The following is a 23114-nucleotide window of genomic DNA, read 5'->3' on the forward strand; positions in this document are numbered from 1 at the left end:
TGTAAAAACATTTAGAATAAATTTCAAAATGTGATTGATAATGATTTTAATTTACGATAAAAATACAAAAAAAAATATTAAAAAGGAAAGCCTATGATGATTAGTAAACAAGTAAAGAGTGTGAAGTTTAACCTTAGGGGCATCAATGTCAATTGCTATACTGCAGGTCAATCCGGCTCTCCGATCATTCTTTTGCACGGTGCCGGTGTAGATTCAGCCGACATATCCTGGCGGGAAATTATTTGGCCACTGTCAAAAAAACATCGTGTATTTGCCCCTGATCTTCCTGGATATGGCAAAAGTGATAAGCCGGATGACGTGGAATACTCGCTTTCATTTTATGTAAGTTTTTTAGATCAATTGGTTAACGCCTTAAATCTAAAACAAGTAAATCTGATTGGGCTTTCTCTCGGTGGCGGCATTTCTCTTGCCTTTACATTGAAAGAACCCTGGCGGGTAGATAAATTGGTAATTGTAGGATCATGGGGACTTTATTCCAAACTGCCTTACCATCTTTTGTCCTACTGGTATACCCAATCACCGTTTAACGAACTGTCTTATAGGTTGGCGGCAAAGAGCAGAAGGCTTGTAAAGTGGATCTTGCTGTACAGCTTGTTTGGCAGTAGCGATAATCTTTCAGACGAACTGGTAGAGGAAATACTGGATGCGCTAAAAGATCCCCATGCCGGCAAAGCATTTATCTCTTTCCAGAGAAGTGAGATTACCCGAACGGGCTTGAGGACGGATCTGGCGGTAAGGTTATCGGAAATTAAAGCACCCACACTCATCGTCCATGGGACAAATGATCCCGCCGTTCCTGTTAAATATGCCAAAAAAGCACACCGGAAGATAAAAGGTTCGCAGCTTTATCTTATGGAAGGGTGTAAACACTGGGCACAAAAAGAAAGGCCGGAAGAGTTTGTGCGGGTGGTGGATAGGTTTTTGTCTTGATAAAGGAAGCGCGTTCTCGCAATTGTAACATTCCTTATATCGGGCCGGCATAGAAGCCGGCCCCTACCATTTTATTGATTTTACTGTCCACATTTAAGGGAAAGCTTCTTCATGTCTGCGCGTTCATACAGATGCAACATTTCTTTTGACGCCAAGGCATTTACCGAAGCAAACGATTAGCCGGCTAATTCAAAGAGCATTGCTAACGGAGGATTAGCGCCGAGGACTGTTTGAGGAGCTTTGCTCCGAGTTCACTTTCTTCTGATTAAAAAATTAAGGATGAAAGTACACGGCCGCCCGCCCGGAGGCGGCGGAGCTCGTTCATTTTTATGTGCCGGCGTGTTTGCGTAGTGTAAATGGCCTTGGCGGCCCTTAAGCGAACGTTCCTTTAACTACACAAAAAAGGCTAAAGCACAACAAACCTTTAGTTCGCAGTACTTTAGCCTTTGCATGCAGCAATTTTAAGGCCGATAATATTTGCTTTGATACTTTAATACCGGCTTACGGGCGGCGGTTACTTCATCCAAGCGGCCTATCGGTGTGGTGTGCGGAGCCGACTTAAGCAGTTCCGGATTAGTTTCCCCTTCTTCGATTATTTTTATCACGCTTTCCGCAAACGCATCAATTGTTTCCTTGCTTTCGGTTTCCGTCGGTTCCATCATCATTACTTCCTCAAATATCAGTGGGAAGTAGATCGTCGGCGGATGGTAACCGTAATCCAGCATGCGCTTAGCAATATCTAAGGTGGTGACGCCAAGTTCTTTAAAATTCTTCGGCGGCTGGCAGACAAACTCATGCATGCAGGTGCGCTTCACCGGAATTCTCAATTTGTCGCTCAGCAAATGCATCAAGTAGTTGGCATTTAATACCGCATGCTGGCTGACTGCTTTCAGCCCCTCGGCACCTTGTGACAAAAGGTAGGTATAAGCCTTGATTACCACGCCGAAGTTGCCGTAAAAGCCATGTATTTTGCCGATAGACAATGGACGATTGTAGTCTAAACGGTATTGATCGTTTTCTTTAACAATTATCGGTTTGGGTAAAAACGGCGCCAGTTCTGCCTTCACACCTACCGGGCCGCTTCCCGGGCCGCCGCCGCCGTGTGGGGTGGCAAAGGTTTTATGCAGATTGAGGTGCACAATATCAAAACCCATGTCACCGGGGCGGGCAATGCCCATAATGGCATTCATATTGGCTCCGTCATAATATAGCAAGCCCCCGGCTTGGTGAATGATGTCTGCGATTTCTACAATGTTTTCTTCAAATAAGCCCAATGTGCTGGGGTTGGTAAGCATCAAAGCAGCGGTGTCTTCATCTACTACTTTGCGCAGCTCATCCAGGTCAACATTGCCCCGCTCATCAGATTTAACGGTTACCACTTTAAAGCCGGCCAAAGCGGCAGTTGCCGGGTTGGTACCGTGAGCGCTGTCCGGCACAATTACTTTGCTGCGGCTTTCTCCTTTATGCTTTAGGTAAGCTTTTACAATCAGTATGCCGGTAAGTTCGCCGTGTGCACCGGCAGCCGGCTGCAGTGACATAGCATCCATCCCGGTCAGTTCACACAAATACTGCTGCGTGTTATACATCAATTCCAAGGCACCCTGTACCGTTTCTTCCGGCTGATAGGGGTGCAGCTGCGTAAAACCGGGCAGGTTAGCCATGTCTTCACAAATTTTGGGGTTGTATTTCATGGTGCATGAACCTAGGGGATAAAAGCCAACGTCTACCCCGTAGTTGAGACGGGAAAGCCTGGTAAAGTGGCGTACGGCATCCAATTCACTTACTTCCGGCAGCTGCGGTTCATCTGTACGCAAATTGTTTTCCCCCAGTAACTCTTCCAGCGGTTTTTCCGGCACATCGTTATCCGGCAGCTGCACTCCTTCCCGTCCGGGTTGGGAAAGTTCAAAAATTAGTTTTTCCGTCATCTGGCATCACCTCCCAGTACCGCAACCAGTTTGTCAATTTCCTCTTTGGTTCGTTTCTCTGTAACACAAAAGAGCATGTGGTTTTGCAGCTCGGGATAAGCCTGTCCTAAATCCCAACCGCCGATAATGCCGGCATCCAGTAGGCGAGCGTTAATTTCTGCCGGCGGTTGCGGCACTTTAACCACAAATTCCTTAAAGAACGGCGCATTCCAAGCAACCTCAAAGCCAAGCAATGAAGTAATTTGCTGGCAGGCGTAGTGTGCTTTTTGCAAACACTGCTCAGCTACCTGTCTAAGGCCTTTTTTACCTAATAAGCTTAAGTGCACAGTGGCGGCCAAAGCACACAGTGCCTGATTGGAGCAGATGTTGGAAGTGGCTTTTTCCCGGCGAATGTGCTGCTCTCTGGTCTGCAGGGTAAGTACAAAGCCCCGGCGGCCCTGCCCGTCCTTAGTTTGACCGACTATCCGGCCGGGCATGCGGCGCATTAATTTATCGGTGCAGGCTAGATACCCCAAATAAGGACCGCCGAATGACAAGGGTATGCCCAGGCCTTGGCCGTCACCGACAACAATATCCGCCCCACAGCTGCCCGGTGTTTTCAACACCCCTAAGGCAACGGGATCACAAACCGCTATCAAAAGAGACTTGTTTTTGTGGGCCAACTCAGCTGCTTGGGTTAAATCTTCAACGACGCCAAAAAAGTTGGGATAAGGAATAATCACCGCCGCAACATCTTTGTCAAGCTGTTTTTCCAGCTTTTCCAGATCGGTGCGTCCTTCGTTGAGCGCAATTTCTTCTACCTGCAGCTCCTGCCCCTCGGCGTAAGTCTGCAGTACTTCGCGGTAGGCCGGGTGTGCCGCCCGCGACACCAGTACTTTATTCCGCCGGGTGGCAGCGGAAGCCATTAAAGCTGCTTCCGCCATTGCTGATGCCCCGTCATACATTGACGCATTGGATACATCCATGCCGGTTAATTCGCAAATCATCGTTTGATATTCAAAAATTGACTGCAGCACTGCCTGACTGATTTCCGGCTGATAAGGGGTATAAGCAGTGTAGTATTCTGTTCTGGACAAAATGTGTTTCACCGCACTGGGGATATAGTGATCATAGGCCCCGGCCCCTAAAAATATAGTGTAATCCTCAACGGTTTTATTTTTCTTGGCCAAAGCGCCCAAATGACGGGTCAGTTCTAATTCAGAATGAGCCTTGGGCAAATTTAAGGGTTTGTTTAGTTTTACTTTTTCCGGAATGTCACTAAAAAGCTCGTCCAGCGAATTAAGTTTTAGAGCGGCCAACATTTGGCCGCGCTCTTCATCAGTATGAGGATAAAATTTCATTAGGCATTCTCCTCTAAGAAAGCTTGATACTCTTCAGCGGAAAGCAAGTCGTCTAATTCTGACGGATCGGAAAGCTCCAACACAACAATCCAACCCTCACCATAAGGGTCGTTATTAATTGTTTCCGGAGCTTCTTCCAAAGCCTCATTTACTTCCACTACTTTGCCGCTTAGCGGGGTAAAAATGTCAGATGCGGCTTTTACCGATTCCACAACTCCAAAGGTATCATCTTTTTCTAAAGTGTCGCCTACAGCGGGCAGCTCTACAAAGACAATATCGCCTAAAGAATCTTGAGCATAATCGGTAATGCCAATGGTAACACGGTTGCCGTCAATCCGTACCCATTCGTGTTCCTTACTGTACTTTAAATCACTTGGTACATTACTCATAAAATAACCTCCTCATTATTATTGTTATGTTATATTATTTTCTTTTGTAAAAAGGTTTAGGGACTACTTTAGCTTTTACCGGTTTATTGCGAATGATGACATCCAGTTCCGTATCTACTGCTGCATACTCCGGTTTTACATAAGCTAACGCCAAATTTGCATTTAATGTGGGAGCAAAGTTGCCCGAGGTAATCCAGCCGATTTCCTCACCATTGACTTGCAATTTATAGCCGGTCCGCGGCACTCCCCTTTCGATCATTTTCAGGCCTACCAGTTTATGGCTGACACCCTGCTCCTTAATTTTAATCAAGGCATCTCTGCCGATAAAATCTCCTTTATCAAACTTTACTGCCCAGCCTAAACCGGCCATCAGTGGGTTAATGCTCTCTGTCATTTCATGGCCGTAAAGACCCAATGCCGCTTCAAACCTTAAAGTATCTCGCGCTCCTAACCCGGCAGGCACCACACCTTCTGATTCCCCTGCTTTTAAGATGGCATGCCATAATTTTACTACGTTCTCCGGTTCGCAGTACAGTTCAAAACCGTCTTCCCCGGTATAACCGGTGCGGGAAACCAGGCAGGGTACTTCGGCCACTGAACCGATAGCAAAACGGTAAAATTTAATGGTAGCCAAATCCAGGCTGGTTAAGCTTTGCAGTACTTTTTGCGCCACCGGCCCCTGCAAAGCCAACTGCGCGTATTCATCGGATTTATCCGCCACTCCTACATCCGGAGCGGTTAGGTGCTGTTTAATCCAAGCGAAATCTTTATCTTTATTAGCAGCGTTGACCACCAGTAAATAACGATTGTTTCCCAAGTAATAAATTAAGAAATCATCAATAATCCCGCCGTCTTCCTTAACCATCAGCGTATACATCGCCCGTCCGATTTCCAGCTTGCTGACATCGTTGGTAACTAAGTGCTGCAAAAAACCTAGTGCCCCGGGGCCTTCCACCAATATTTCTCCCATGTGGGAAACATCAAATAGCCCGGCGGCATTTCTTACGGCCTGGTGTTCTTTAATAATGCCCTGATACTGTACCGGCATTTCCCAGCCACCAAATTCAACCATTTTAGCCCCTAATTCAACATGAACAGCGTAAAGCGGAGTCCGCTTTAATTCAGCCATGATATTACCTCCGTTTGCGTTTTTTGAATTATGGTTAGATTTTGAAAACTCTGTCTTGTATTATTTTCCTTGGTTCAATATTATTATAACCTAATGCACAAAAAAAGACAGAGTAAATCAATATGCTGATTACTCTGTCCGGTTTACCTGAGAGATTTTCCTCGGCTCGAGGTTTCCCCTTTGGTGTCCAGTTGGAACTCTCCAGAGCTACGTCCGGTGACAGTTTGTTGGCCTGAGAGTTTCGGTCATCGTCCAGCAGCGAATAACCTTGCTCCTTCGGCGCCCGGCAATACCGGTGCTCTCCTGCCACTTTCATCCGCAAAACATATTTTCTTTTTAAGGCATTATTCGCTGTCAGTAGATTTTCTCCTGCTTAAAATTAATAAAAATCTAAGCATTTTTTATTGCCAAACGGTATTTTATTACGGCTCATATTTTATTATCAAGCGGCCTATACTAACTTTACGATATGATTAATACTATCTGCGGAGATGAGTGAAAATGAAACGAGCTAAAAAAGTTAAGGAACCCACCAAAGAAGACCTGCTAAGAATGGAAATTGCCGAAGAACTGGGCTTAGGTGAAAAAATACGCACCTACGGTTGGGGTGCGTTAAATGCCAAAGAAGCCGGGCGCATCGGCGGTATTATCACGCAGCGAATTAGAAAAGGCTTAATTACCGATTATAAAGCTAAAAACCCTTCAAAAAAAAGTTAATCTTTTTGGATATTTGGAAATTGTATTACTTTCCCCGGTTTTTTCTTCGTTTCTTTGGTTTGTACCGGAGAACCGCAGGAACTACAGCCCTCGCAGCCGGTCCCTGTTATATCTATCAGGTCGGCCTCTAAAAGTTCGCTTAATATTCGGTTAGTCAGTTCTACCGGACTGGTATTATATGTAAAAGCGCGATCAACATGATACAACAATGACACCATTAAATTTTGCAGTTGTTCAGTACTCATTTGCATAACTTTCTTCGGATAAACGGTACATTTCAGTATTTTAACCACCCCCACGTTGCAATAATCTTAACATAATTATCTAATTAAAAACAACTAACTAATTGTAAATCGCATATTAATTAATGGAAAAATTATCCCTTCGCCTGACATAAAAAGGCGGGGCAAACTATGGTTTGCTCCGCCTATATGCTTTTAAGTTTATTAGCCTATTGGTTTTGTATTACCGATGCACAGCGCGGACACAGCGCCGGGTGTTCTGTATTTTGACCTACTTCTTCATGGTACATCCAGCAGCGTTCACACTTTTCACCGGCTGCCTTTTCTACCTTAACAGCCAGGGCAGGAACGGTTTCACTGGCTTTGACATCAGCGGGCAACCCCTGATGCAAATGGGCCTGTGAGGTAATGAATAACACAGCCAGTTCTTCTTCCATCGGTTTTAAGAACTGATACAACTCGTCATCCGCATAAACGTGCACCGCTGCTTCTAATGAATTGCCGATAAATTTCTCTTGGCGGGCATTTTCCAGGCTCTTCAATACTTCGGACCGGATCTGCATTAAGCGATCCCATTTTTGTTCCAAATCGGCATCTAAATATTCTTCATTTACCTGGGGCATATCCAGCAGCTGCACACTGATCGGGCTGCCCTCCGGTTTAGGCATGTAACGCCAAATTTCTTCGGTAGTGTAAGCCAAAATCGGTGTCAGTAAGCGCACTAAGGCATCTAAAACTTGATACAGTACCGTTTGTGCCCCGCGGCGTTCTTTGGATTTAGCCGGCATGGTATATAAGCGGTCTTTAATAATATCCAAATACCGATTGCTCATATCCAGCACGCAGAAATTATGAACGGCATGATATACCACATGGAATTCATAATTATCATAAGCTTTGATTGCTTTTTCAATCAATCTATGCAGCCGCAGCAGCGCCCAACGGTCAAGTTCATTTAATTCTTGATAGGGCAGGCTGTCTGCTGTCGGATCAAAATCGTTTAAATTGCCCAGTAAAAAGCGGGCGGTATTGCGTATTTTACGATAGGCTTCGGACATTTGTTTTAAAATATTATGTGATACTACCAGATCACTGCGGTAATCTGCCGAAGACACCCACAATCGCAATATATCCGCACCCATTTGGTCAATAATTTTTAACGGATCTACTACGTTGCCCAATGATTTGGACATTTTACGCCCTTTTTCATCAACGGTAAAGCCGTGGGTCAATACCGCTTTGTACGGCGGCTCACCGAAAACAGCCACTGATGTGGATAAAGACGAGTTAAACCAACCGCGGTGCTGGTCACTGCCTTCTAAGTAAAGGTCAGCCGGCCAGCGCAACTCCGGCCATAGTTCCGGTTGCATGAGAACACCGACGTGGCTGCTGCCGGAATCAAACCAAACGTCCATGATATCTTTTTCTTTCTTGAATTTGCTGCCGCCGCATTCACTGCAGGTAATTCCTTCCGGCAGCAAATCTTTAACATCCATGGCAAACCAAGCATCAGAACCATGTTCGGCAAATATCTTTTCTAAATGGGTAATGGTTTCTTCATTAATCACTTCCTTGCCGCAGTCCTCACAGTAAAAAATAGGAATCGGCACGCCCCAGGTACGCTGCCGGGAAATGCACCAGTCGCTGCGGCCTTCAATCATATTATAAATGCGCTCTTCACCCCAAGAGGGAATGAATTTGATTTTGTTGCGGATGGCATCCAGTGCTTGCTGACGAAAGCCTTCCACCGATGCAAACCACTGCTCAGTGGCCCGGTAAAAAATCGGCTGTTTGCAGCGCCAGCAGTGGGGGTAAGAGTGCTTAATTTTGTCCACATGCACCATTAAACCTTGTGCTTTTATTTCATCTATTATCGGCTGATTGGCATCCCAAATTTTCCGGCCGGCAAAGATACCTGCCTCTTCAGTGAAAACACCGCGATTGTTCACCGGAGCAATCACCGGCAGATTGTACTGTTTGCCAACTTCAAAGTCTTCTACCCCGTGTCCGGGAGCGGTGTGAACACAGCCGGTACCGGCATCAGTGGTAACATGTTCTCCCAAGATCAGCAGTGAGTCGCGATCGAGAAAGGGGTGTTTGCAAACCACTTTATCTAATTGTTCACCTTTAAATTCTTTTAAAATCTTTGGGTTTTCCAGCCCGGTAGCCTCAAGATAACTTTCCAGCAAATCCTTGCCTAAAAGCTGTTTTTCCTCACCAAACTGCACCAGTACATACTCCAGTTCAGGATGCAGTGAAATGGCCACGTTTGCCGGAATAGTCCAAGGAGTGGTTGTCCAAATAACCACATAGGTGTTTTCTTCCGGCAGCAGTCCTTTGCCGTCTTTAACCGGGAACTTTACATAAATAGACGGCGATTCTTTATCGTAATATTCCACTTCTGCTTCCGCCAGTGCGGTTTCACAAGTGGCGCACCAATAAACCGGTTTTAGGCCTTTATAGATATAGCCTTTTTTAGCCATTTCGCCAAAAACTCTTATTTGTTTAGCTTCAAACTTAGGGTACAGGGTAAGATAGGGATTTTCCCAATCGCCGCGCACACCTAAGCGCTTAAATTCTTCTCTTTGAATGTCGACAAATTTTAAAGCATAATCGCGGCATTGTTTGCGGAAACTCACCGGGTCAATTTCATGACGGTTAATTTTTAAATTTTTAATCGCCTGCTGTTCAATCGGCAGCCCGTGAGTATCCCAACCGGGAACGTAAGGAGCATCGTAACCGGCCATGGAATGGTATTTAACGATGATATCTTTTAACACTTTGTTTAAAACGTGGCCCAAGTGAATATGCCCATTGGCATAAGGAGGCCCGTCATGCAGTACAAATTTAGGACGTCCTTTGTTTTTTTCCTGCACCAGTTGATAAACGTTAATTTCTTCCCACCATTTTAAAATTTCCGGTTCTCTTTTTGGCAGGTTACCCCGCATTGGAAAGTCGGTCTTAGGCAAGTTTAAGGTTTTGCCGTAGTCCATAACTATAATCCACCTCTTTTATTAAAATGAGTAACTGGCAATAAATAAAAAAACCGCCCCTCAAGGGACGGATCTGTTCCGCGGTACCACCCTTGTGAAGCAAACAGAGAACTGTCTGCATCACTCTTCACCGTTAACGTCGGTGTCACCGTCAGCGACCTACTGGCTAAAATAAGCGTTCGATCGTGAACCTCCCGGATGATCTTCAACAGTGCAATGTGCTTGGCTTCCACCGCCTTCCAAGCTCGCTGTGACATTTACCCCACTGTTTACTGTTCCGATCATAGGTTTTGCCTATTTTTAAAATTAACTACTACATTATACAAAATTCAGCGGTAATGGTCAACTTTTGCCGATGCTCTGATAGCGTCAAGATACTATGGGTTTTTTAAAGAAAAAAGTATTCCTCTGTTTACCTTCCAGCCTTAAGCGTAACTTATTGACTTAAGTAACTGGGAAGTACCAGTTCTTTTACCAATATTCAAAATAGTTATGTTACCGATGGTTTCGTGCGATCCGGCAAGCTTTCGTTTTCTGATAATTTCTTGGTCTATTTTTACCTTCCTTGCTTCATTTATGGCTGTTTTCTTTCTTTTTATAAACAATTCATATACATTACCACCATTTGCTACAAAAACTCTTAATCTGGCCATCTGGTCTACACCTGTTTTACTCCAAGCCAAGGGCCTTGAACTTAACCTAGACGACAAAATATGGCTAACATGGCCTTCTGCACTGCAGCCAACATAATCCGCATCATATTGCCGCATTATACCTTCCCAGTTGCCCAGTATGTACCTTCTTGCTTCCTGCACCGCCCTTCTCTTTGTTTCCGGTTCGGTTGCACAAATGATTGCCTTAAATAACTCTTTTACGCTATCCTTGTCTCCCGCATTTATATAATCCCACATAATTGGTGTGGTGTAGCTCATATGTGCTGTAGCTTGTGTTACATACTTTGATAAGTGGTAACGGTCCAACACATAGATGCTTCCCTTTATCCAGCCTAGTCCATTCTTTATCCAAGGTGCCCCATCCCCTGATAGGTATATCTTTTCTATAGCATCCATGTCATAAGCCTTATCTATATAGTCTAAAACTTCTACCCATAATTCATCAGTGTTTGTATAAACACCACTAAAATATCTTGCATTCAATAGTTTCCAGCGATCTTTACCAATCCTTTTTCTGCCCTCATGCACATATACAAGCTTTGGCTCTATATAACCTCCGTTCTGAAGCGCCACATGATCTTCATCTGCTTCTATGTAGAGTACCTTTACAGTCTTTTTAGCTTGTTTAATCTCTACTAAATTATTTTCGACACGCCCAAGCTCACGTATACTGTTCATTACTGTCTGTGATGTTAGAGTTACTGCTTCAGAAACTTTTTCTCCGCTTTTGCTGTAAGGCATATATACTGCTTCTTCTATCAGTTTTGCCTTCAGCGAAGCGTCTAGCTTGTCATGGGCTGATATGCCCACTGCCTCATCCGACAAGTAGCTATATTCACCTGTATTTTTGTTCCTGTAATATGTTCTTTTATACCTGACTTCGCCAAATATTGTAGCAAGAGTCTTTTTAGCTGCTTTTTCTTTTACTGTCCAGCACCGTTTACGTTCTTTGCTGTTTTTATATACCTGATCTACTGTTTCCAAGGCTTCAGCAACTAAGGTTACTCCAACTTCATCCAACGTCTTCTTAATAGCGAGAATGAACTCGGATATATCTTTTCCTTCTCTTATTAGGTTTTCTAGCTCTTTTTCAAAACTACCAATGATTTTTTGTACTATTTCCTGTATAATTGATTCCATAAGAGTATCTCCTTTTCTGTGGTTGTTGTGTTTCTTGGCAAATTCATGATATCACAGAGGAGATACTCTTTTCTTTTATTTTGTGGTTTTTCCCAAAGTAATTTTACGCTAACCGATGCTCTTTTGCATATCATAGGGGCAAAGCTTCATAAAAAGCGCTATATCGACAGCAGTTTTTTAGCCTGAGCGGTATTTATGCCGTTAATGCGCACGGTTTTGCTGCGCCCTTTTAAGCCGGATATTATCTCTACCTGGCTTTTGGCGACTTTAAACACCTTCGCTAAATACTGCTGTAATTCCTTATTAGCCTCACCGTCAACGGGAGGTGCAGTAAGTTTAATTTTTAAGGCATCTCCCATCAGGCCGCAAATTTGGTTTTTCACTGATCGCGGCTGCACTCTGACTTTAATTGTCACCGCATTATTTTCTTCTTTAATGTCTAACAAATTACCCCCTCCGAATTATACCGCTTCTTTTTTTGCTGCTTCATTTTTTTCTTCCTCAGCCGCCTCAATGTCAATCGGATGGCTGTTTTCTTCACTGTTTAACAAATCAAGTTGGGCTTCTAGGAAACTGCGCAGTTGTGTCCGATACACCAGGGTTTGTTTTTGTATTTGCCGGCATTGCTCCATCAGCTCTTTTACTTTTTCTTCCGCTTCAGCGATCATCCTTTTGCTTTCCAACTCCGCATCTTGCATAATTTTTTCCGCCCGTTGATAAGCATCTTTCATCATTACTTGAATTTCTTTGTCTGTGTTTTCTTTTAATTCTTGAGCGTTTTTTTGAGCCATGATCATGGTGTTTTTCAGTACTTCTTCCAGTTCGCGGTACTGTGCATGCCGTTCTTCACTTTGTTTCAGCTTTTCTTTCAGCAGATGATTTTCTTGCAATAGCCTTTCAACGGTATCGGCAACTTCTTCGATAAAATTGTCTATTTCTCGTTCATCATAACCGCGAAATCCCTTTTTAAATTCTTTCTGCCTGATATCCAGCGGAGTTAACACGCGCGCTCCACCTCCAAATTTAACGGACACTAAATATATCTGTGCAATTCCACTGCCACCCGACCCTTTTTAGTCAAGCCGGTGACTGCGGCCACTTTAACCCGACCGCGTCCACGCATGGAAAGCATATCTCCTTCTTTAACTACAGCCGCAGGATTTGTATTGGGGCACCAGTTGACGCTTAAGCGCTCAGCCTTGATTTCCCTGACCAGTTTGCTGCGGGAAGTACCGTATCCGGCAGCGGCAACGGCATCTAAACGCATTGATGCCACTGTAGCTTTAATTACCTTAATGGCAGGTTTCGGAGGGATAAGCTCTTCACGAGTAATTTCATTTACCGTTACCCTTACTTTACCGATTTTGCTTAAATTGGCCACAATGTAAGGAGCAACATCCACATCGGTTACCACCTGAGCTCCCCCGGTATTGACAATGATATCCCCCAACTTGTCCCTTTTAATACCTAAACCCATCAGTGAACCTAAATAATCACGATGGGTTACCGAAACCAGCTTAAAATTGCCGCTAATTTGTAAAAAAGTAAGCCGAGAGTCAACCTGCTCAGCAGTGAGATAATCCGGAAAAACCAATATTCGGGTACGCTCGGCATCAGCATAGCCGCCGTCAGCAGCAACTTCTAAATTTGGTATTCGCTTTAAGTTGGAAAGCACCAAACCGGCATGGTAGGGATCGTAAAAATCAGTAACCAGCGGCTGGTAATTTTTTAATACTATTTCTGCTATGTCTAATGCTCTTGCTAAAATTGCTTTTTCTTCGCCGCTGTATTTATCAAGAACTCTTTCCCGATTAATTAAAGACATTTAAAATATCAGCCTCACCAGCGGTAGTACAATCCAGTATTGAATAATGCCTAAAACAAAGAAGGCGACAATCGGCGAAAAGTCAAGCATGCCGACAGGCGGAATAAAGCGCCGAAAGATGCTTAAATAAGGTTCAGAAAGATCATAAATAAACCTGATCACCGGATTGTAAGGATTGTGCCGGACAAAAGATAAAATAATTCTAGCCAGTAAAATAAACTTGTAAACTTCAAAGGCCACATTGACTAAATCATAAATGATATACATTAATTCACCTCAATAATTTTTAGCTTTTTAAAAATTTATGAATGAAAGATCGATAAAATACTGCTTTTTTCTTTAACCTGTTCCTTTAATTCGTTGGCAATTTCCACATTACTCGGTACACATAAGAAAATATTTTTACCTACTTTTTGAATATTGCCGTCTAAAGCATACGTAACACCGCTCATAAAGTCAACAACGCGGCGGGCTAGATCGGCATCTGCCTCTTCCAAGTTAATAACAACCGGCCGCCGGTTCTTTAAATTATCGGCAATGGCTTGTACTTCTTCATAGGACTTAGGTTCTACCAGCACTACCTGCATCTGCCGTTGCGTATGCAGGCTTACCACCGTACCGCGGCGCTGTTTGAGGGTATTTTTGCTCTCTTCTAAGCTCTGTTCAAGTTCTTCTTCCGGCACTTCTTCATCCAAGCCAATAATACCCATCATTTTATCCAGAAACTTTTTATTACCCACCACCGACCCCCCTTTTATTTAAATAAAATAATCTTTAAAAATTAATGGGTGGTTATGCACGGAAAATAGCTGAGCCAATTCTTACCAAATCGGCCCCTTCTTCTACCGCTACTTCAAAATCATTGGTCATTCCCATGGAAAGCAGTTGGATATGCGGCCATTTTTCCTGCAACCGTTCTCTCATTAACCGCAGTTTTCTAAATATCCAACGTGTATCTTCCGGATTGGCAACCAGCGGCGCCATAGTCATTAAACCTTTGATGTTCACATTGGGCAGGCGAGAGGCATCGATAATAAAATCTTCCACTTCTGCGGGAGCCAACCCGTGTTTTGATTCTTCCCCCGAAATGTTTACCTGAACCAACAGGTTTGGCGCCACGCCTTTTTTTACCGCCTGCTTGCTAATGGTTTCGGCCAGCGACCAGCGATCCAGGGAATGAATCATAAAAACCTTATCAATAATGTATTTTACTTTATTGGTCTGTAAATGACCAATCATGTGCCACTTTACCTGGGTAAAATTGTCTGCCTTTTCAGTCAGCTCTTGCACTCGGTTTTCACCCAAATCAACAACACCGGCATTCACCGCCACGGATATTTTATCCAGCGGCACTGTTTTGGTAACCGCAACCAACCTGACACTTCCCGGCTGACGACCGCTACGCACTTCTGCTTCTTTAATTCTGCGATACACTGATTGCAAGTTAGCTAGAATATCAGCCAACAACATCGCTCCCTGTTTTATAGTAATTATACTACAATTGCTCACCGTCACTTACCAAATGCGGATTGATGATATAGCGTATGCCGTCATTTAAACGTTCACTTTTAACGGCAGCCTTGTTTTTTAAAACTCCCGCTATTTCTACCGGAACCCACATTGCCCTTCGCTTGTACACTATAAACAGGCCGGGCTGATTATTTTTGTAAACCAGCGAATCAGCCGCTACCAACAATCCGCTTAGTTCTTCCAGCACCAGTGTCAGTTCAACATTCCGCCGGTGAATTAAACTGTCCGGATAATTGGCGGCAGACAGCACAATCTGTAGCGGCCGGCTTTTTACTGCCTGCACCACTTGAGCATCAAACCGGCTGTCTTGATAGTTTAACTTAACGGTGCTGCCGCTGTCCAAAAGTTTAGCGGGAAGGTGCTCTTCCGTACTCAGATAAATCAATAACCGCTGTAAGTTATCTATCAGTTTACCTATTGCTTGGCCTTTTTCTGTTATATTATCATCTTTTATATTTGCTGTTAACTCAGTTTTTGGCGGAACAATTTGGGTTAAATCCAAGCTATTTATTGCCGAAGGTGTGAGCACTTCCTCCAAACCGTCTAAATGTGAACAAAAAGTACCCGCTACCGGGGCAAAAACGCCTGCCTTTACCGTGCCGGTATTGTTGTCCAGCGACAAGGCGTGAATCTCGGCCACTGCCGCGCCGGAAGAAACACGTTCCCCGTCCCGCACAAGAAAATCCACTTCGCCGCCAATTGAGGCCCGCAGTAAATACTCCGTTTTAATCAGCAACGCCTGTACCGGTACGGTGTCGGCAACAGTGTCCTCATCCAGCGTGCTAATGCTGATTAAATTTGCCAGCAGCGGTCCGCGAATTAAATTGGCCAAGGCAGCGGAAATTAACAGCAAAAACAAATAGATAACCGCCGCACTGATTAACAGCCGCATTTTTTTGTATTTTAACGTTTTCCTGCGCACAGCTCGCTCCTGAACGTTATTCTAAGAATTATTCGACGATTGTTAAAAAATTCCTTGTGTATAATGAAAAATTGTCAGTCCGGTCTAAAAGAAACAAAGCGCCGCCCGGCGCCCGATTAGTTAAGTTCTATATTTTTACCGGTAATTTGATAAATAACGTTCTCCCCGATGTTGGTGGCATGATCACCAATCCGTTCCAACAGTCTGGCTACCAACAATAAGTAACAGGCCTGATCAATGGTGGCGGGTTCCTTTTTCATGTATTCCTTTAGTTCAGCAAAGACTTCGTTATATAGGTCGTCTATTTCATCATCGCTGCGGCACATCTTTTGGGCTTTTTCTACATCTTCATTGACATAGGCATCTAGGCCATCAGTAACCATGCGCTGGGTTTTATTGGCCATGTCATTTAGCACCACCAGCGGCTTAATTAATTTTTGTCCGGCTAGACACATCGTGACACGGGCAATATCTACCGAGTGATCGGCAATTCGTTCCAGGCTTAATATAATCTTAATGGCGGTAATTACAATGCGCAGATCTTTAGCCATTGGCTGCTGGGTGGCAATTATTTTTATACATTGGTTTTCAATATCACGGTTTAATTGATCTATCCGATCGTCATCCTCAATCACCTGTGCCGCTAAAGCAACGTCTAATTTATTTAACGACTGAATGGCATGATAGATTGACTTTTCCACCAAACTGCCCATGCGCAGAATATCTTGCTGCAAATCAATGAGCATATTTTCAAAGTTACTCCTGACTGACATTAGCACCACCTCCCCTTAGCCAAAGCGGCCGGTAATGTAATCTTCTGTCCGTTTATCCTGCGGTGCGGTAAAAATGTGCTCTGTTTCCCCCACTTCGATTAATTCACCGTTTAAGAAAAAAGCCGTTGTATCGGAAACACGGGCTGCTTGCTGCATATTGTGGGTAACAATTACAATGGTGTATTTTTCTTTTAATTCACGAATTAATTCTTCAATTTTCAGGGTAGATATGGGGTCCAGAGCGGAGGTCGGTTCATCCATCAGCAGCACTTCCGGTTCCACTGCCAGTAAGCGGGCAATGCACAAACGTTGCTGCTGTCCGCCGGACAAACTTAAGGCAGACTTATGCAGCCGGTCTTGTACTTCATCCCACAGTGCTGCCGCCCGTAAACTGGCTTCTACAATTTGATCCAACTTTTGTTTGTTTTTTATACCGTGAATCCGCGGTCCGTAAGCAATGTTGTCATAAACTGACATCGGAAAGGGGTTGGGGCGCTGAAATACCATGCCGACATTTTTACGCAAGCCCACTACATCCACATTGGGTTGATAGATATCCTCACCGTCCAGCTCAACCGTTCCTTCCACCCTCACCCCGGCATATAAATCATTCATGCGATTTAAAGTACGCAAAAAGGTTGATTTGCCGCAACCTGAAGGACCGATCAAAGCAGTCACTTTATTCTCACCCACATCTAAGCTGACATCTTTAAGTGCTTGAAATTGTCCATAAAATAAGTTTAAGTTTTTAATGGCAATTTTAATTCTTGACAAACAAAGCCCTCCCGGTGAGAAAACATTTAAAACACACCTTAAAATAACAGCGGCTCCCATTTGCTGCATTTGTCATGTGTGGCATTAATTACTGAAATTTTAACAAAATAGGTTTATATCTTTATTTAAAGCAGGTTAAATTTGCTTTAACATTACTGATCTTCTACCGGTAACGAAAAGGTAAATTTAGTGCCGTTACCGGTATTTTCAACTTTAATATTTCCATTGTGCAGTTCGAGTACATGTTTTACTATAGCCAATCCCAAACCGGTACCGCCGGCTTCCCGTACTCTCGCCTTGTCTACCCGATAAAACCGTTCAAAAACTCTATCCAAGCTCTCTTGCGGTATTCCCGGCCCGGTATCTTCAACAGAAACGCAAACCGCTTTTTTATTGGCCTCACTACTGACCGATACTTCTCCGCCCACCGGGGTATATTTAACGGCGTTGTCTACCAAATTAATTAACACTTGAATCAGTAAATCTTTTTCGGCAGATATTTTCGGCAAATTTGGGCTTAAATTCTTAGATAATTTAATTTTTTTTCTGCCGCCTGCAGTTTGAAGTTAAAGAGCACTTGTTCAATAATATCATTGATATCCACCGGCTCTTTGTCCAGTATTGTTCTCTTATTTTCCAGGCGGGACAGCTTTAACAAATCATCGATAAGCTTAGTCAGCCGGTCGGCTTCCTGTTTCATAATATTTAAAAAACGCCTGGCTGTCTGTTCATCCTCCAGCGCGCCGTCAAGCAGTGTTTCCGAAAAGCCTTTAATGGAAGTAAGGGGAGTACGCAGCTCATGAGAAACATTGGCTACAAAATCGCGGCGCATTTTTTCCAACTGCTGATAGCGGGTAACATCCCGGAATAACGCCACTACACCAACGGTATTGCCGCCGCTTCTTTTCAGTGGTGTGGCATTTACTCTTAATATCCGGGGTTCGGGCAATAGAATTTTGATCTCCTGCATTGTCGGTTCTTTATTGGTTAAAACCATGGTTAACAGTTGGTCTAAATCGTAATGGCGAATCACTTCCATTAGTTTTTTGCCGATAATTTGCTCCCTTTTAAGGTTTAGGTTTAACATTCTCTCTAATGCCGGGTTCACCGTCAAAATCTTGCCGTTAGAATCCAAGGCAATTACCCCGTCACCCATACTGTCCAGTATCACCTTGGAAAGATTACGGGTTTCATTCATTTGGCTTATTTGCAGTTTTAACTGCTTGCCCATGACGTTAATACTGGAAGCCAACTCATCAAACTCATTGTCGGCATCAATGATAATTTCGTTTTCCAAAATACCGCCGGCCATTTGATAAGCAACTGAGATTATTTTTTCCAGCGGATTAATCAGGTGTGTAATCGTTAAATAAACCAGTACCGCCATACCCCCTACCGCCAACAGTAGGGCAGTAATTAGGGTAATTATGTTTAGGTGATAAAGGAGCAGTAATGTGGAAAAAATTAACAGCATAAATAAAAAAAGTAGTACTATGCGCCCTTTAATTCCCAGTTTCAACTAGCTGCCCTCCTTAAAACGATAGCCCACCCCGCGAACTGTTTCAATTAACTGCGGTGATCCCGGCGACTGCTCTAATTTCTTGCGAATGTGCCGAATGTGTACATCAACGGTTCGGGAATCACCGGTATAATCATATCCCCAAATTTTTTCCAGTAAGTAGTCCCGGGTAAATACCTTTCCCGGATGTCTGGCGAGAAACCGTAACAGTTCAAATTCTTTGGGCGTTAAATCCTGTTTAACACCGTTGACGGTAATTTGAAAGCGATCTTCATCGATAACCAAACCGCCGATAGAAAAACGGTTTTGGTAATCAGGTTGGATGTTTTCAATCACTTCGGCATTGCGTCTAAGTCTGGCCCTTACCCGCGCCACCAGCTCGCGGGGGGAAAAGGGTTTGGTTACATAATCGTCGGCGCCCATTTCCAGCCCCAGTACTTTATCCAGTTCTTCGCCCTTTGCGCTGAGCATAATAATCGGGATTCCTTTTGTCGACGGGCAATTGCTGATATTGCGGCATACTTCCAATCCGTCCATACCCGGCAGCATGATATCTAAAATAATTAAATCGGGCAATTGTTCTCTGGCTACTTTGATGGCTTCATTTCCGTCGCTGGCCGTAATTACTTGGTATCCTTCCTTTTCTAAGTTAAATTTAACCAGTTCCCGAATGTTCTCCTCATCATCTACCACCAAGATCTTCCTGGACATGATAACCTCCTTGCCTGTTATTATTAACCGGAGATACATGACAAAGGCTACTACCCGGTAAGCATAATTAGCGACGCCATTCTGCCGGTACGACCTTGAGCGGCACGATAGGAATAAAGCAAATCATTCCGGCACATCGTGCATATTTCGGCTACAGTTATATTCTCCGGCTTAACACCGACTTCAGTCAACACGCGTCTGTTGATTTCCCACAAGTTTAACAGCCAATGTTCGTCATCACATTGCTTTGCCGTTTGCTGCCAAAAGTCAAAGTTAGCCGCCACCTGCTTGATAACCGGTTGATCAACCTGATAGCAGCAGGGGCCAATTGACGGCCCAATGGCAGCCAAGATATCCTGCGGACGGCAGCCAAAGTTAACTTGCATCTGCCGGACCGTTTTTGCCCCAATGCGCAGTACTGTACCTTTCCAACCGGCATGGGCCAGTCCGACCGCCTTTTTTACCGGGTCCAGAAAAAAAAGCGGCACACAATCGGCATAGTAACTGGACAGCGGCACATTGGGAACATTAGTTATCAAAGCATCGGTTTGGGGTATGGCAGTATCCAAAGACAGACTTCCCCGGCCGATGTGTTCTGCGGTAACTACTGCCACTGCATCACCGTGCACCTGCTCCCCGGCCACTAAACGGCGGTAATCAATATGCAGTGCCTGACATATCCGGCGGCGGTTTTCCAGCACCGCCGCCGGCTGATCATTAACGTGTAATGCTAAGTTTAAAGAGTGATATTCACCGCTACTGACACCGCCAAGGCGGGTACTGAAACCGTGGGTAACCAAGTTAGTAGCGGTAAAACTCGGTATGGTAAAATATTTCACCCCTTGATTTTCGGTGAGCACAAAACTGTTTTTTGCACACAGCAAGTTAAATCACTCCTGCCGACTTTAACATGCTTACATTTTTATTATGTCCCTTTTGTAAAAATATGTTTAGACCGCTTTATCAACCCACCGTTCCAGTTCTCTTAAATGCCGCAGCAGTATTTCGTAATCCTGCGGTTCAACACCGGCATTGATATAGTCACCCAGTTTTTTCATTACATTATTGTAGGTTTCTTTCAGAACAGCCGGGTCAGCAATTTCTTCTACGGTGAGGTCAAATTCCTGCATTAATTCCGGTACTACGGCATCTATGCCGGGCATTTGTTCTTCAATTAAGCGAGCAAGCTCATTGGCCGCATCGGCTTCACCGTGGACAACAAAAACTTTTTTCGGCCGTTTTTTAAATTGACGCAGCCAACCCAACAGCCCGGCTTGATCGGCATGGGCAGAATAGCCGTCAATATTGCGGATATCCGCCCGCACCACTATCTCTTCGCCGTGAATGCGCACATGTTTCTCACCTGATACCAAACGCCGTCCCAGGGTGCCTAAAGCCTGGTAGCCGACAAACAGCACAATACATTCCGGGCGCCATAAGTTGTGGCGCAGGTGGTGTTTAATGCGTCCGGCGTCACACATGCCGCTGGCGGAAATAATTATATGACAGCCCTTTTTCTCGTTTAACTCTTTGGATTCATCTGCCGTCAGGCAAAAATACAGGTTTTCCAGTCTTAAAGGATGCTGTCCTTTACTGACTAACTCGGTAGTTTCTTCATCATACACACCGGGATGGCAGTTGAAAATACTGGTGGCACGAACAGCCATCGGACTGTCTATATAGATCGGCAACACCGGTATTTTGCCTTCCCGCTGTAGTTCGGCAAGTTCATAAATAATATCCTGCGTTCTGCCCACGGCAAAGGCAGGGATAATTAAATTGCCTCCTCTTTGATAAGCATCTAAAACCGCCTTTTGCAGCATTTCCTTTTTATCGTCAATATGCTTATGCAGCCGGTTACCGTAAGTAGACTCCATAATGACGTAGTCGGCATTAAATACAAAGCTGGGGTCATTAATAAACGGCTGATCAATATTGCCCAAGTCACCGGAAAATACCAATTTGGTTTCCTGTTCGCCTTCTGTTACCCAAATCTCCAGTATCGAGGAACCTAAAATGTGCCCGGCATCTAAAAACCGAACGGTCACTTCCGGGGTAATGGAAATTATATCGCCGTAACTTACCCGCTCAAAGTACTGCATCGCCCGTACCCCGTCTTCAGCGGTATAAATCGGCTCAATTAACTTACGGCCGGCCCGGCGGTTTTTGCGGTTTTTGCGCTCACATTCCGCTTCTTGAATATGGCCGCAGTCCGGCAGTAAAATTTCACATAAATCCGCTGTGGCGGCAGTAGCAATTACCCGGCCTTTAAAGCCGTGTTTGATAAATTTAGGCAGCAAACCGGTGTGATCAATATGGGCATGAGTAAGCAGTACAAAGTCAACGCTGCTGGGTGGAATGGGAAAGTTTTGATAGTTGCGCTCTTTTATTTCCTTAGAACCCTGAAACAAGCCGCAGTCCACCATAATTTTGTGACTGCCCACTTCCAATAAAAAGCAAGAACCGGTAACTATCTGAGCTGCACCTAAAAATTTTATACGCAATTTACTCATCTCCGTTTTCTCCTCTTAACAGAGGAATATTTTCGATCTTATTCAACTTTTTAAAACCTTTTCCCTGCTGGACACAATAAATTGACTTCAGTTTAAAAAAGATAATATGTTATAATGTATTTTTAGAATAAACCCTAATTTACTTTTTTAGATGTTACAGACAAGGAGGTAGAGTTATGCCGATATATGAGTTTCGCTGCAGCTCTTGTAAACATAAGTTTGAAAAACTATGTGCCATGGGTGAAACCGGTGAAAACTTGAAATGTCCGGAATGTGGAGCAGTAAGTCCGAAAAGAATAATGTCCGCATTTAGAGCAGACAGTGCAGATTCACTGCGTGGCAGCCGCGGTGACAGCTGTACAACCTGTACTTCAAGCAACTGCTCTGCTTGCAGATAAGCCGTCACCATGGAAATTTGCGTTTTAACGGCAAGGTAGTTTGATACCGAATTGCTCTCTACAACTAACTATTATAAAAAAAGAGCTGATGCACTGTTGATACTTTAACTCGTTGTGCTTCAGCTCTTTCTTTTTGTCTTATTCCTCTGTTTCCAGCTTGAGCAATATTACTTGGCCGTTCTTAAGTGTTGCCGGCACATCAATTAATCTTTGGTTTGCCGAGCCGCGAAAAGCCAGTGTTAAATCCTTTTGGGCTTCAATAAAGGGCCCGTCCACCAGTACATCAATATGTTTCATTACCGGTAAATCTTTAACTTCTTCAAAAGTATAGCCGGTATACACCCAGTAATCCCAGTTGGGGTTTTTTTGTTTCAACAGCTTTATTGTTTCTAATAGCGCCTCCGGTTGCGCCAGGGGATCACCGCCGGAAAAGGTTATCCCTTTGGTTAACGGGGTGGTAGCGGCAATGATTTCCTGTACCAATTCAGCTACCGTCATTTCCCGTCCGCCGGTAAAAGGTATGGTATCGGGGTTTTGACAGCCGGGGCAGTGCCGCGGACAACCTTGGAAAAACACCACACTGCGTATACCCAATCCGTCCACTACACTGCTTTTAGTTAAACCCGCTACATTTACTTTCAATGGCAAA

The 23114-nt window shown here is 44.2% G+C and carries 25 protein-coding genes, 2 riboswitches and 1 other annotated feature; of the genes, 3 read left to right on the forward strand and 22 right to left on the reverse strand.

Annotation, left to right across the window (positions count from 1 at the left end):
• Nucleotides 1–93 precede the first annotated feature (93 nt).
• Entirely contained in the window at nucleotides 94–951 is an 858-nt protein-coding gene (locus tag ACZ5NG_RS09080; RefSeq protein ID WP_464251497.1) for an alpha/beta fold hydrolase, read from the forward strand.
• A 461-nt stretch (nucleotides 952–1412) separates the two neighbouring features.
• Here ACZ5NG_RS09080 and gcvPB read toward each other — a convergent pair whose 3' ends face one another.
• The 4 genes from gcvPB to gcvT are packed head-to-tail and all read right to left on the reverse strand — an operon-like array spanning nucleotide 1413 to nucleotide 5734.
• Entirely contained in the window at nucleotides 1413–2876 is a 1464-nt protein-coding gene (gene gcvPB / locus ACZ5NG_RS09085) for an aminomethyl-transferring glycine dehydrogenase subunit GcvPB (RefSeq protein ID WP_464251498.1), read from the reverse strand.
• Nucleotides 2873–4216, reverse strand: a complete 1344-nt coding sequence (gene gcvPA, locus ACZ5NG_RS09090) for an aminomethyl-transferring glycine dehydrogenase subunit GcvPA (RefSeq protein ID WP_464251499.1) — start codon at nucleotides 4214–4216, stop codon at nucleotides 2873–2875. The genes gcvPB and gcvPA overlap by 4 nt, the downstream gene beginning before the upstream one ends.
• Nucleotides 4216–4605: a glycine cleavage system protein GcvH gene (gene gcvH, locus ACZ5NG_RS09095; RefSeq protein ID WP_464251500.1), complete on the reverse strand. Its 390-nt coding sequence runs from the start codon at nucleotides 4603–4605 to the stop codon at nucleotides 4216–4218. Before gcvH ends, gcvPA begins: the two co-directional genes overlap by 1 nt.
• A 34-nt stretch (nucleotides 4606–4639) precedes the next feature.
• On the reverse strand, nucleotides 4640–5734 hold the full coding sequence (gene gcvT, locus ACZ5NG_RS09100; RefSeq protein WP_464251501.1) for a glycine cleavage system aminomethyltransferase GcvT: 1095 nt from the start codon (nucleotides 5732–5734) through the stop codon (nucleotides 4640–4642).
• Nucleotides 5735–5866: 132 nt separating this feature from the next.
• Nucleotides 5867–5941: riboswitch (glycine riboswitch) on the reverse strand.
• 3 nt (nucleotides 5942–5944) lie between these two features.
• Nucleotides 5945–6050, reverse strand: a riboswitch (glycine riboswitch).
• A gap of 185 nt (nucleotides 6051–6235) precedes the next feature.
• Between gcvT and ACZ5NG_RS09105 the strand changes: the two genes are divergently transcribed.
• On the forward strand, nucleotides 6236–6451 hold the full coding sequence (locus ACZ5NG_RS09105; protein ID WP_464251502.1) for a small, acid-soluble spore protein, alpha/beta type: 216 nt from the start codon (nucleotides 6236–6238) through the stop codon (nucleotides 6449–6451).
• Here ACZ5NG_RS09105 and ACZ5NG_RS09110 read toward each other — a convergent pair.
• The 17 genes from ACZ5NG_RS09110 to ACZ5NG_RS09190 form a co-directional block, all read right to left on the reverse strand.
• Entirely contained in the window at nucleotides 6448–6744 is a 297-nt protein-coding gene (locus ACZ5NG_RS09110; RefSeq protein ID WP_464251503.1) for a hypothetical protein, read from the reverse strand. The two genes, ACZ5NG_RS09105 and ACZ5NG_RS09110, sit on opposite strands and share 4 nt — an antisense overlap.
• A gap of 158 nt (nucleotides 6745–6902) precedes the next feature.
• Nucleotides 6903–9686 carry an isoleucine--tRNA ligase gene (gene ileS, locus ACZ5NG_RS09115; RefSeq protein WP_464251504.1) on the reverse strand — a complete coding sequence of 928 codons (2784 nt, stop codon included), beginning with the start codon at nucleotides 9684–9686 and terminating at the stop codon, nucleotides 6903–6905.
• A 60-nt stretch (nucleotides 9687–9746) separates the two neighbouring features.
• Nucleotides 9747–9980: a binding site (T-box leader), on the reverse strand.
• A 131-nt stretch (nucleotides 9981–10111) separates the two neighbouring features.
• Entirely contained in the window at nucleotides 10112–11500 is a 1389-nt protein-coding gene (locus ACZ5NG_RS09120) for an ISLre2 family transposase (protein WP_464251171.1), read from the reverse strand.
• Nucleotides 11501–11658: 158 nt separating this feature from the next.
• Nucleotides 11659–11946: a DUF167 domain-containing protein gene (locus tag ACZ5NG_RS09125; protein WP_464251505.1), complete on the reverse strand. Its 288-nt coding sequence runs from the start codon at nucleotides 11944–11946 to the stop codon at nucleotides 11659–11661.
• Nucleotides 11947–11961: 15 nt separating this feature from the next.
• Entirely contained in the window at nucleotides 11962–12504 is a 543-nt protein-coding gene (locus ACZ5NG_RS09130; protein WP_464251506.1) for a DivIVA domain-containing protein, read from the reverse strand.
• Nucleotides 12505–12533: 29 nt separating this feature from the next.
• The gene (locus ACZ5NG_RS09135; RefSeq protein WP_464251507.1) at nucleotides 12534–13325 is read right to left on the reverse strand and encodes a photosystem II S4 domain protein; all 792 of its coding nucleotides are present in this window, start codon (nucleotides 13323–13325) and stop codon (nucleotides 12534–12536) included.
• Entirely contained in the window at nucleotides 13326–13592 is a 267-nt protein-coding gene (locus ACZ5NG_RS09140) for a YggT family protein (RefSeq protein ID WP_464251508.1), read from the reverse strand. It lies immediately after the preceding gene.
• Between the two features lie 35 nt (nucleotides 13593–13627).
• Complete coding sequence (locus tag ACZ5NG_RS09145; RefSeq protein ID WP_464251509.1) at nucleotides 13628–14065, reverse strand: cell division protein SepF; 438 nt, start codon at nucleotides 14063–14065, stop codon at nucleotides 13628–13630.
• A 52-nt stretch (nucleotides 14066–14117) separates the two neighbouring features.
• Nucleotides 14118–14795 (reverse strand): YggS family pyridoxal phosphate-dependent enzyme, encoded by a 678-nt coding sequence (locus ACZ5NG_RS09150; RefSeq protein ID WP_464251510.1) that lies wholly within the window; start codon nucleotides 14793–14795, stop codon nucleotides 14118–14120.
• A 25-nt stretch (nucleotides 14796–14820) separates the two neighbouring features.
• On the reverse strand, nucleotides 14821–15777 hold the full coding sequence (locus tag ACZ5NG_RS09155; RefSeq protein WP_464251511.1) for a biotin/lipoyl attachment domain-containing protein: 957 nt from the start codon (nucleotides 15775–15777) through the stop codon (nucleotides 14821–14823).
• A gap of 116 nt (nucleotides 15778–15893) precedes the next feature.
• On the reverse strand, nucleotides 15894–16550 hold the full coding sequence (phoU, locus tag ACZ5NG_RS09160; protein ID WP_464251512.1) for a phosphate signaling complex protein PhoU: 657 nt from the start codon (nucleotides 16548–16550) through the stop codon (nucleotides 15894–15896).
• A 15-nt stretch (nucleotides 16551–16565) separates the two neighbouring features.
• Nucleotides 16566–17324 (reverse strand): phosphate ABC transporter ATP-binding protein PstB, encoded by a 759-nt coding sequence (gene pstB, locus ACZ5NG_RS09165; RefSeq protein WP_464251513.1) that lies wholly within the window; start codon nucleotides 17322–17324, stop codon nucleotides 16566–16568.
• A gap of 152 nt (nucleotides 17325–17476) precedes the next feature.
• On the reverse strand, nucleotides 17477–17833 hold the full coding sequence (locus ACZ5NG_RS09170; protein WP_464251514.1) for a sensor histidine kinase: 357 nt from the start codon (nucleotides 17831–17833) through the stop codon (nucleotides 17477–17479).
• Nucleotides 17834–17841: 8 nt separating this feature from the next.
• Complete coding sequence (locus ACZ5NG_RS09175) at nucleotides 17842–18843, reverse strand: histidine kinase dimerization/phospho-acceptor domain-containing protein (protein ID WP_464251515.1); 1002 nt, start codon at nucleotides 18841–18843, stop codon at nucleotides 17842–17844.
• Nucleotides 18844–19554, reverse strand: coding sequence for a response regulator (locus tag ACZ5NG_RS09180; RefSeq protein ID WP_464251516.1), 711 nt, complete (start codon nucleotides 19552–19554; stop codon nucleotides 18844–18846).
• A 50-nt stretch (nucleotides 19555–19604) separates the two neighbouring features.
• Complete coding sequence (gene pgeF / locus ACZ5NG_RS09185; RefSeq protein ID WP_464251517.1) at nucleotides 19605–20438, reverse strand: peptidoglycan editing factor PgeF; 834 nt, start codon at nucleotides 20436–20438, stop codon at nucleotides 19605–19607.
• Nucleotides 20439–20504: 66 nt separating this feature from the next.
• Nucleotides 20505–22067 (reverse strand): MBL fold metallo-hydrolase RNA specificity domain-containing protein, encoded by a 1563-nt coding sequence (locus tag ACZ5NG_RS09190; RefSeq protein ID WP_464251518.1) that lies wholly within the window; start codon nucleotides 22065–22067, stop codon nucleotides 20505–20507.
• A 176-nt stretch (nucleotides 22068–22243) separates the two neighbouring features.
• On the opposite strand from ACZ5NG_RS09190, the gene ACZ5NG_RS09195 reads away from it, so the two are divergent.
• Nucleotides 22244–22465, forward strand: a complete 222-nt coding sequence (locus ACZ5NG_RS09195) for an FmdB family zinc ribbon protein (RefSeq protein ID WP_464251519.1) — start codon at nucleotides 22244–22246, stop codon at nucleotides 22463–22465.
• Nucleotides 22466–22603: 138 nt separating this feature from the next.
• Here ACZ5NG_RS09195 and nrdG read toward each other — a convergent pair whose 3' ends face one another.
• A complete protein-coding gene (nrdG, locus tag ACZ5NG_RS09200; protein WP_464251520.1) occupies nucleotides 22604–23107 on the reverse strand; it encodes an anaerobic ribonucleoside-triphosphate reductase activating protein in 504 nt (167 codons plus the stop codon).
• Nucleotides 23108–23114 lie beyond the last annotated feature (7 nt).

This window comes from Desulfovectis peckii (assembly GCF_055391705.1).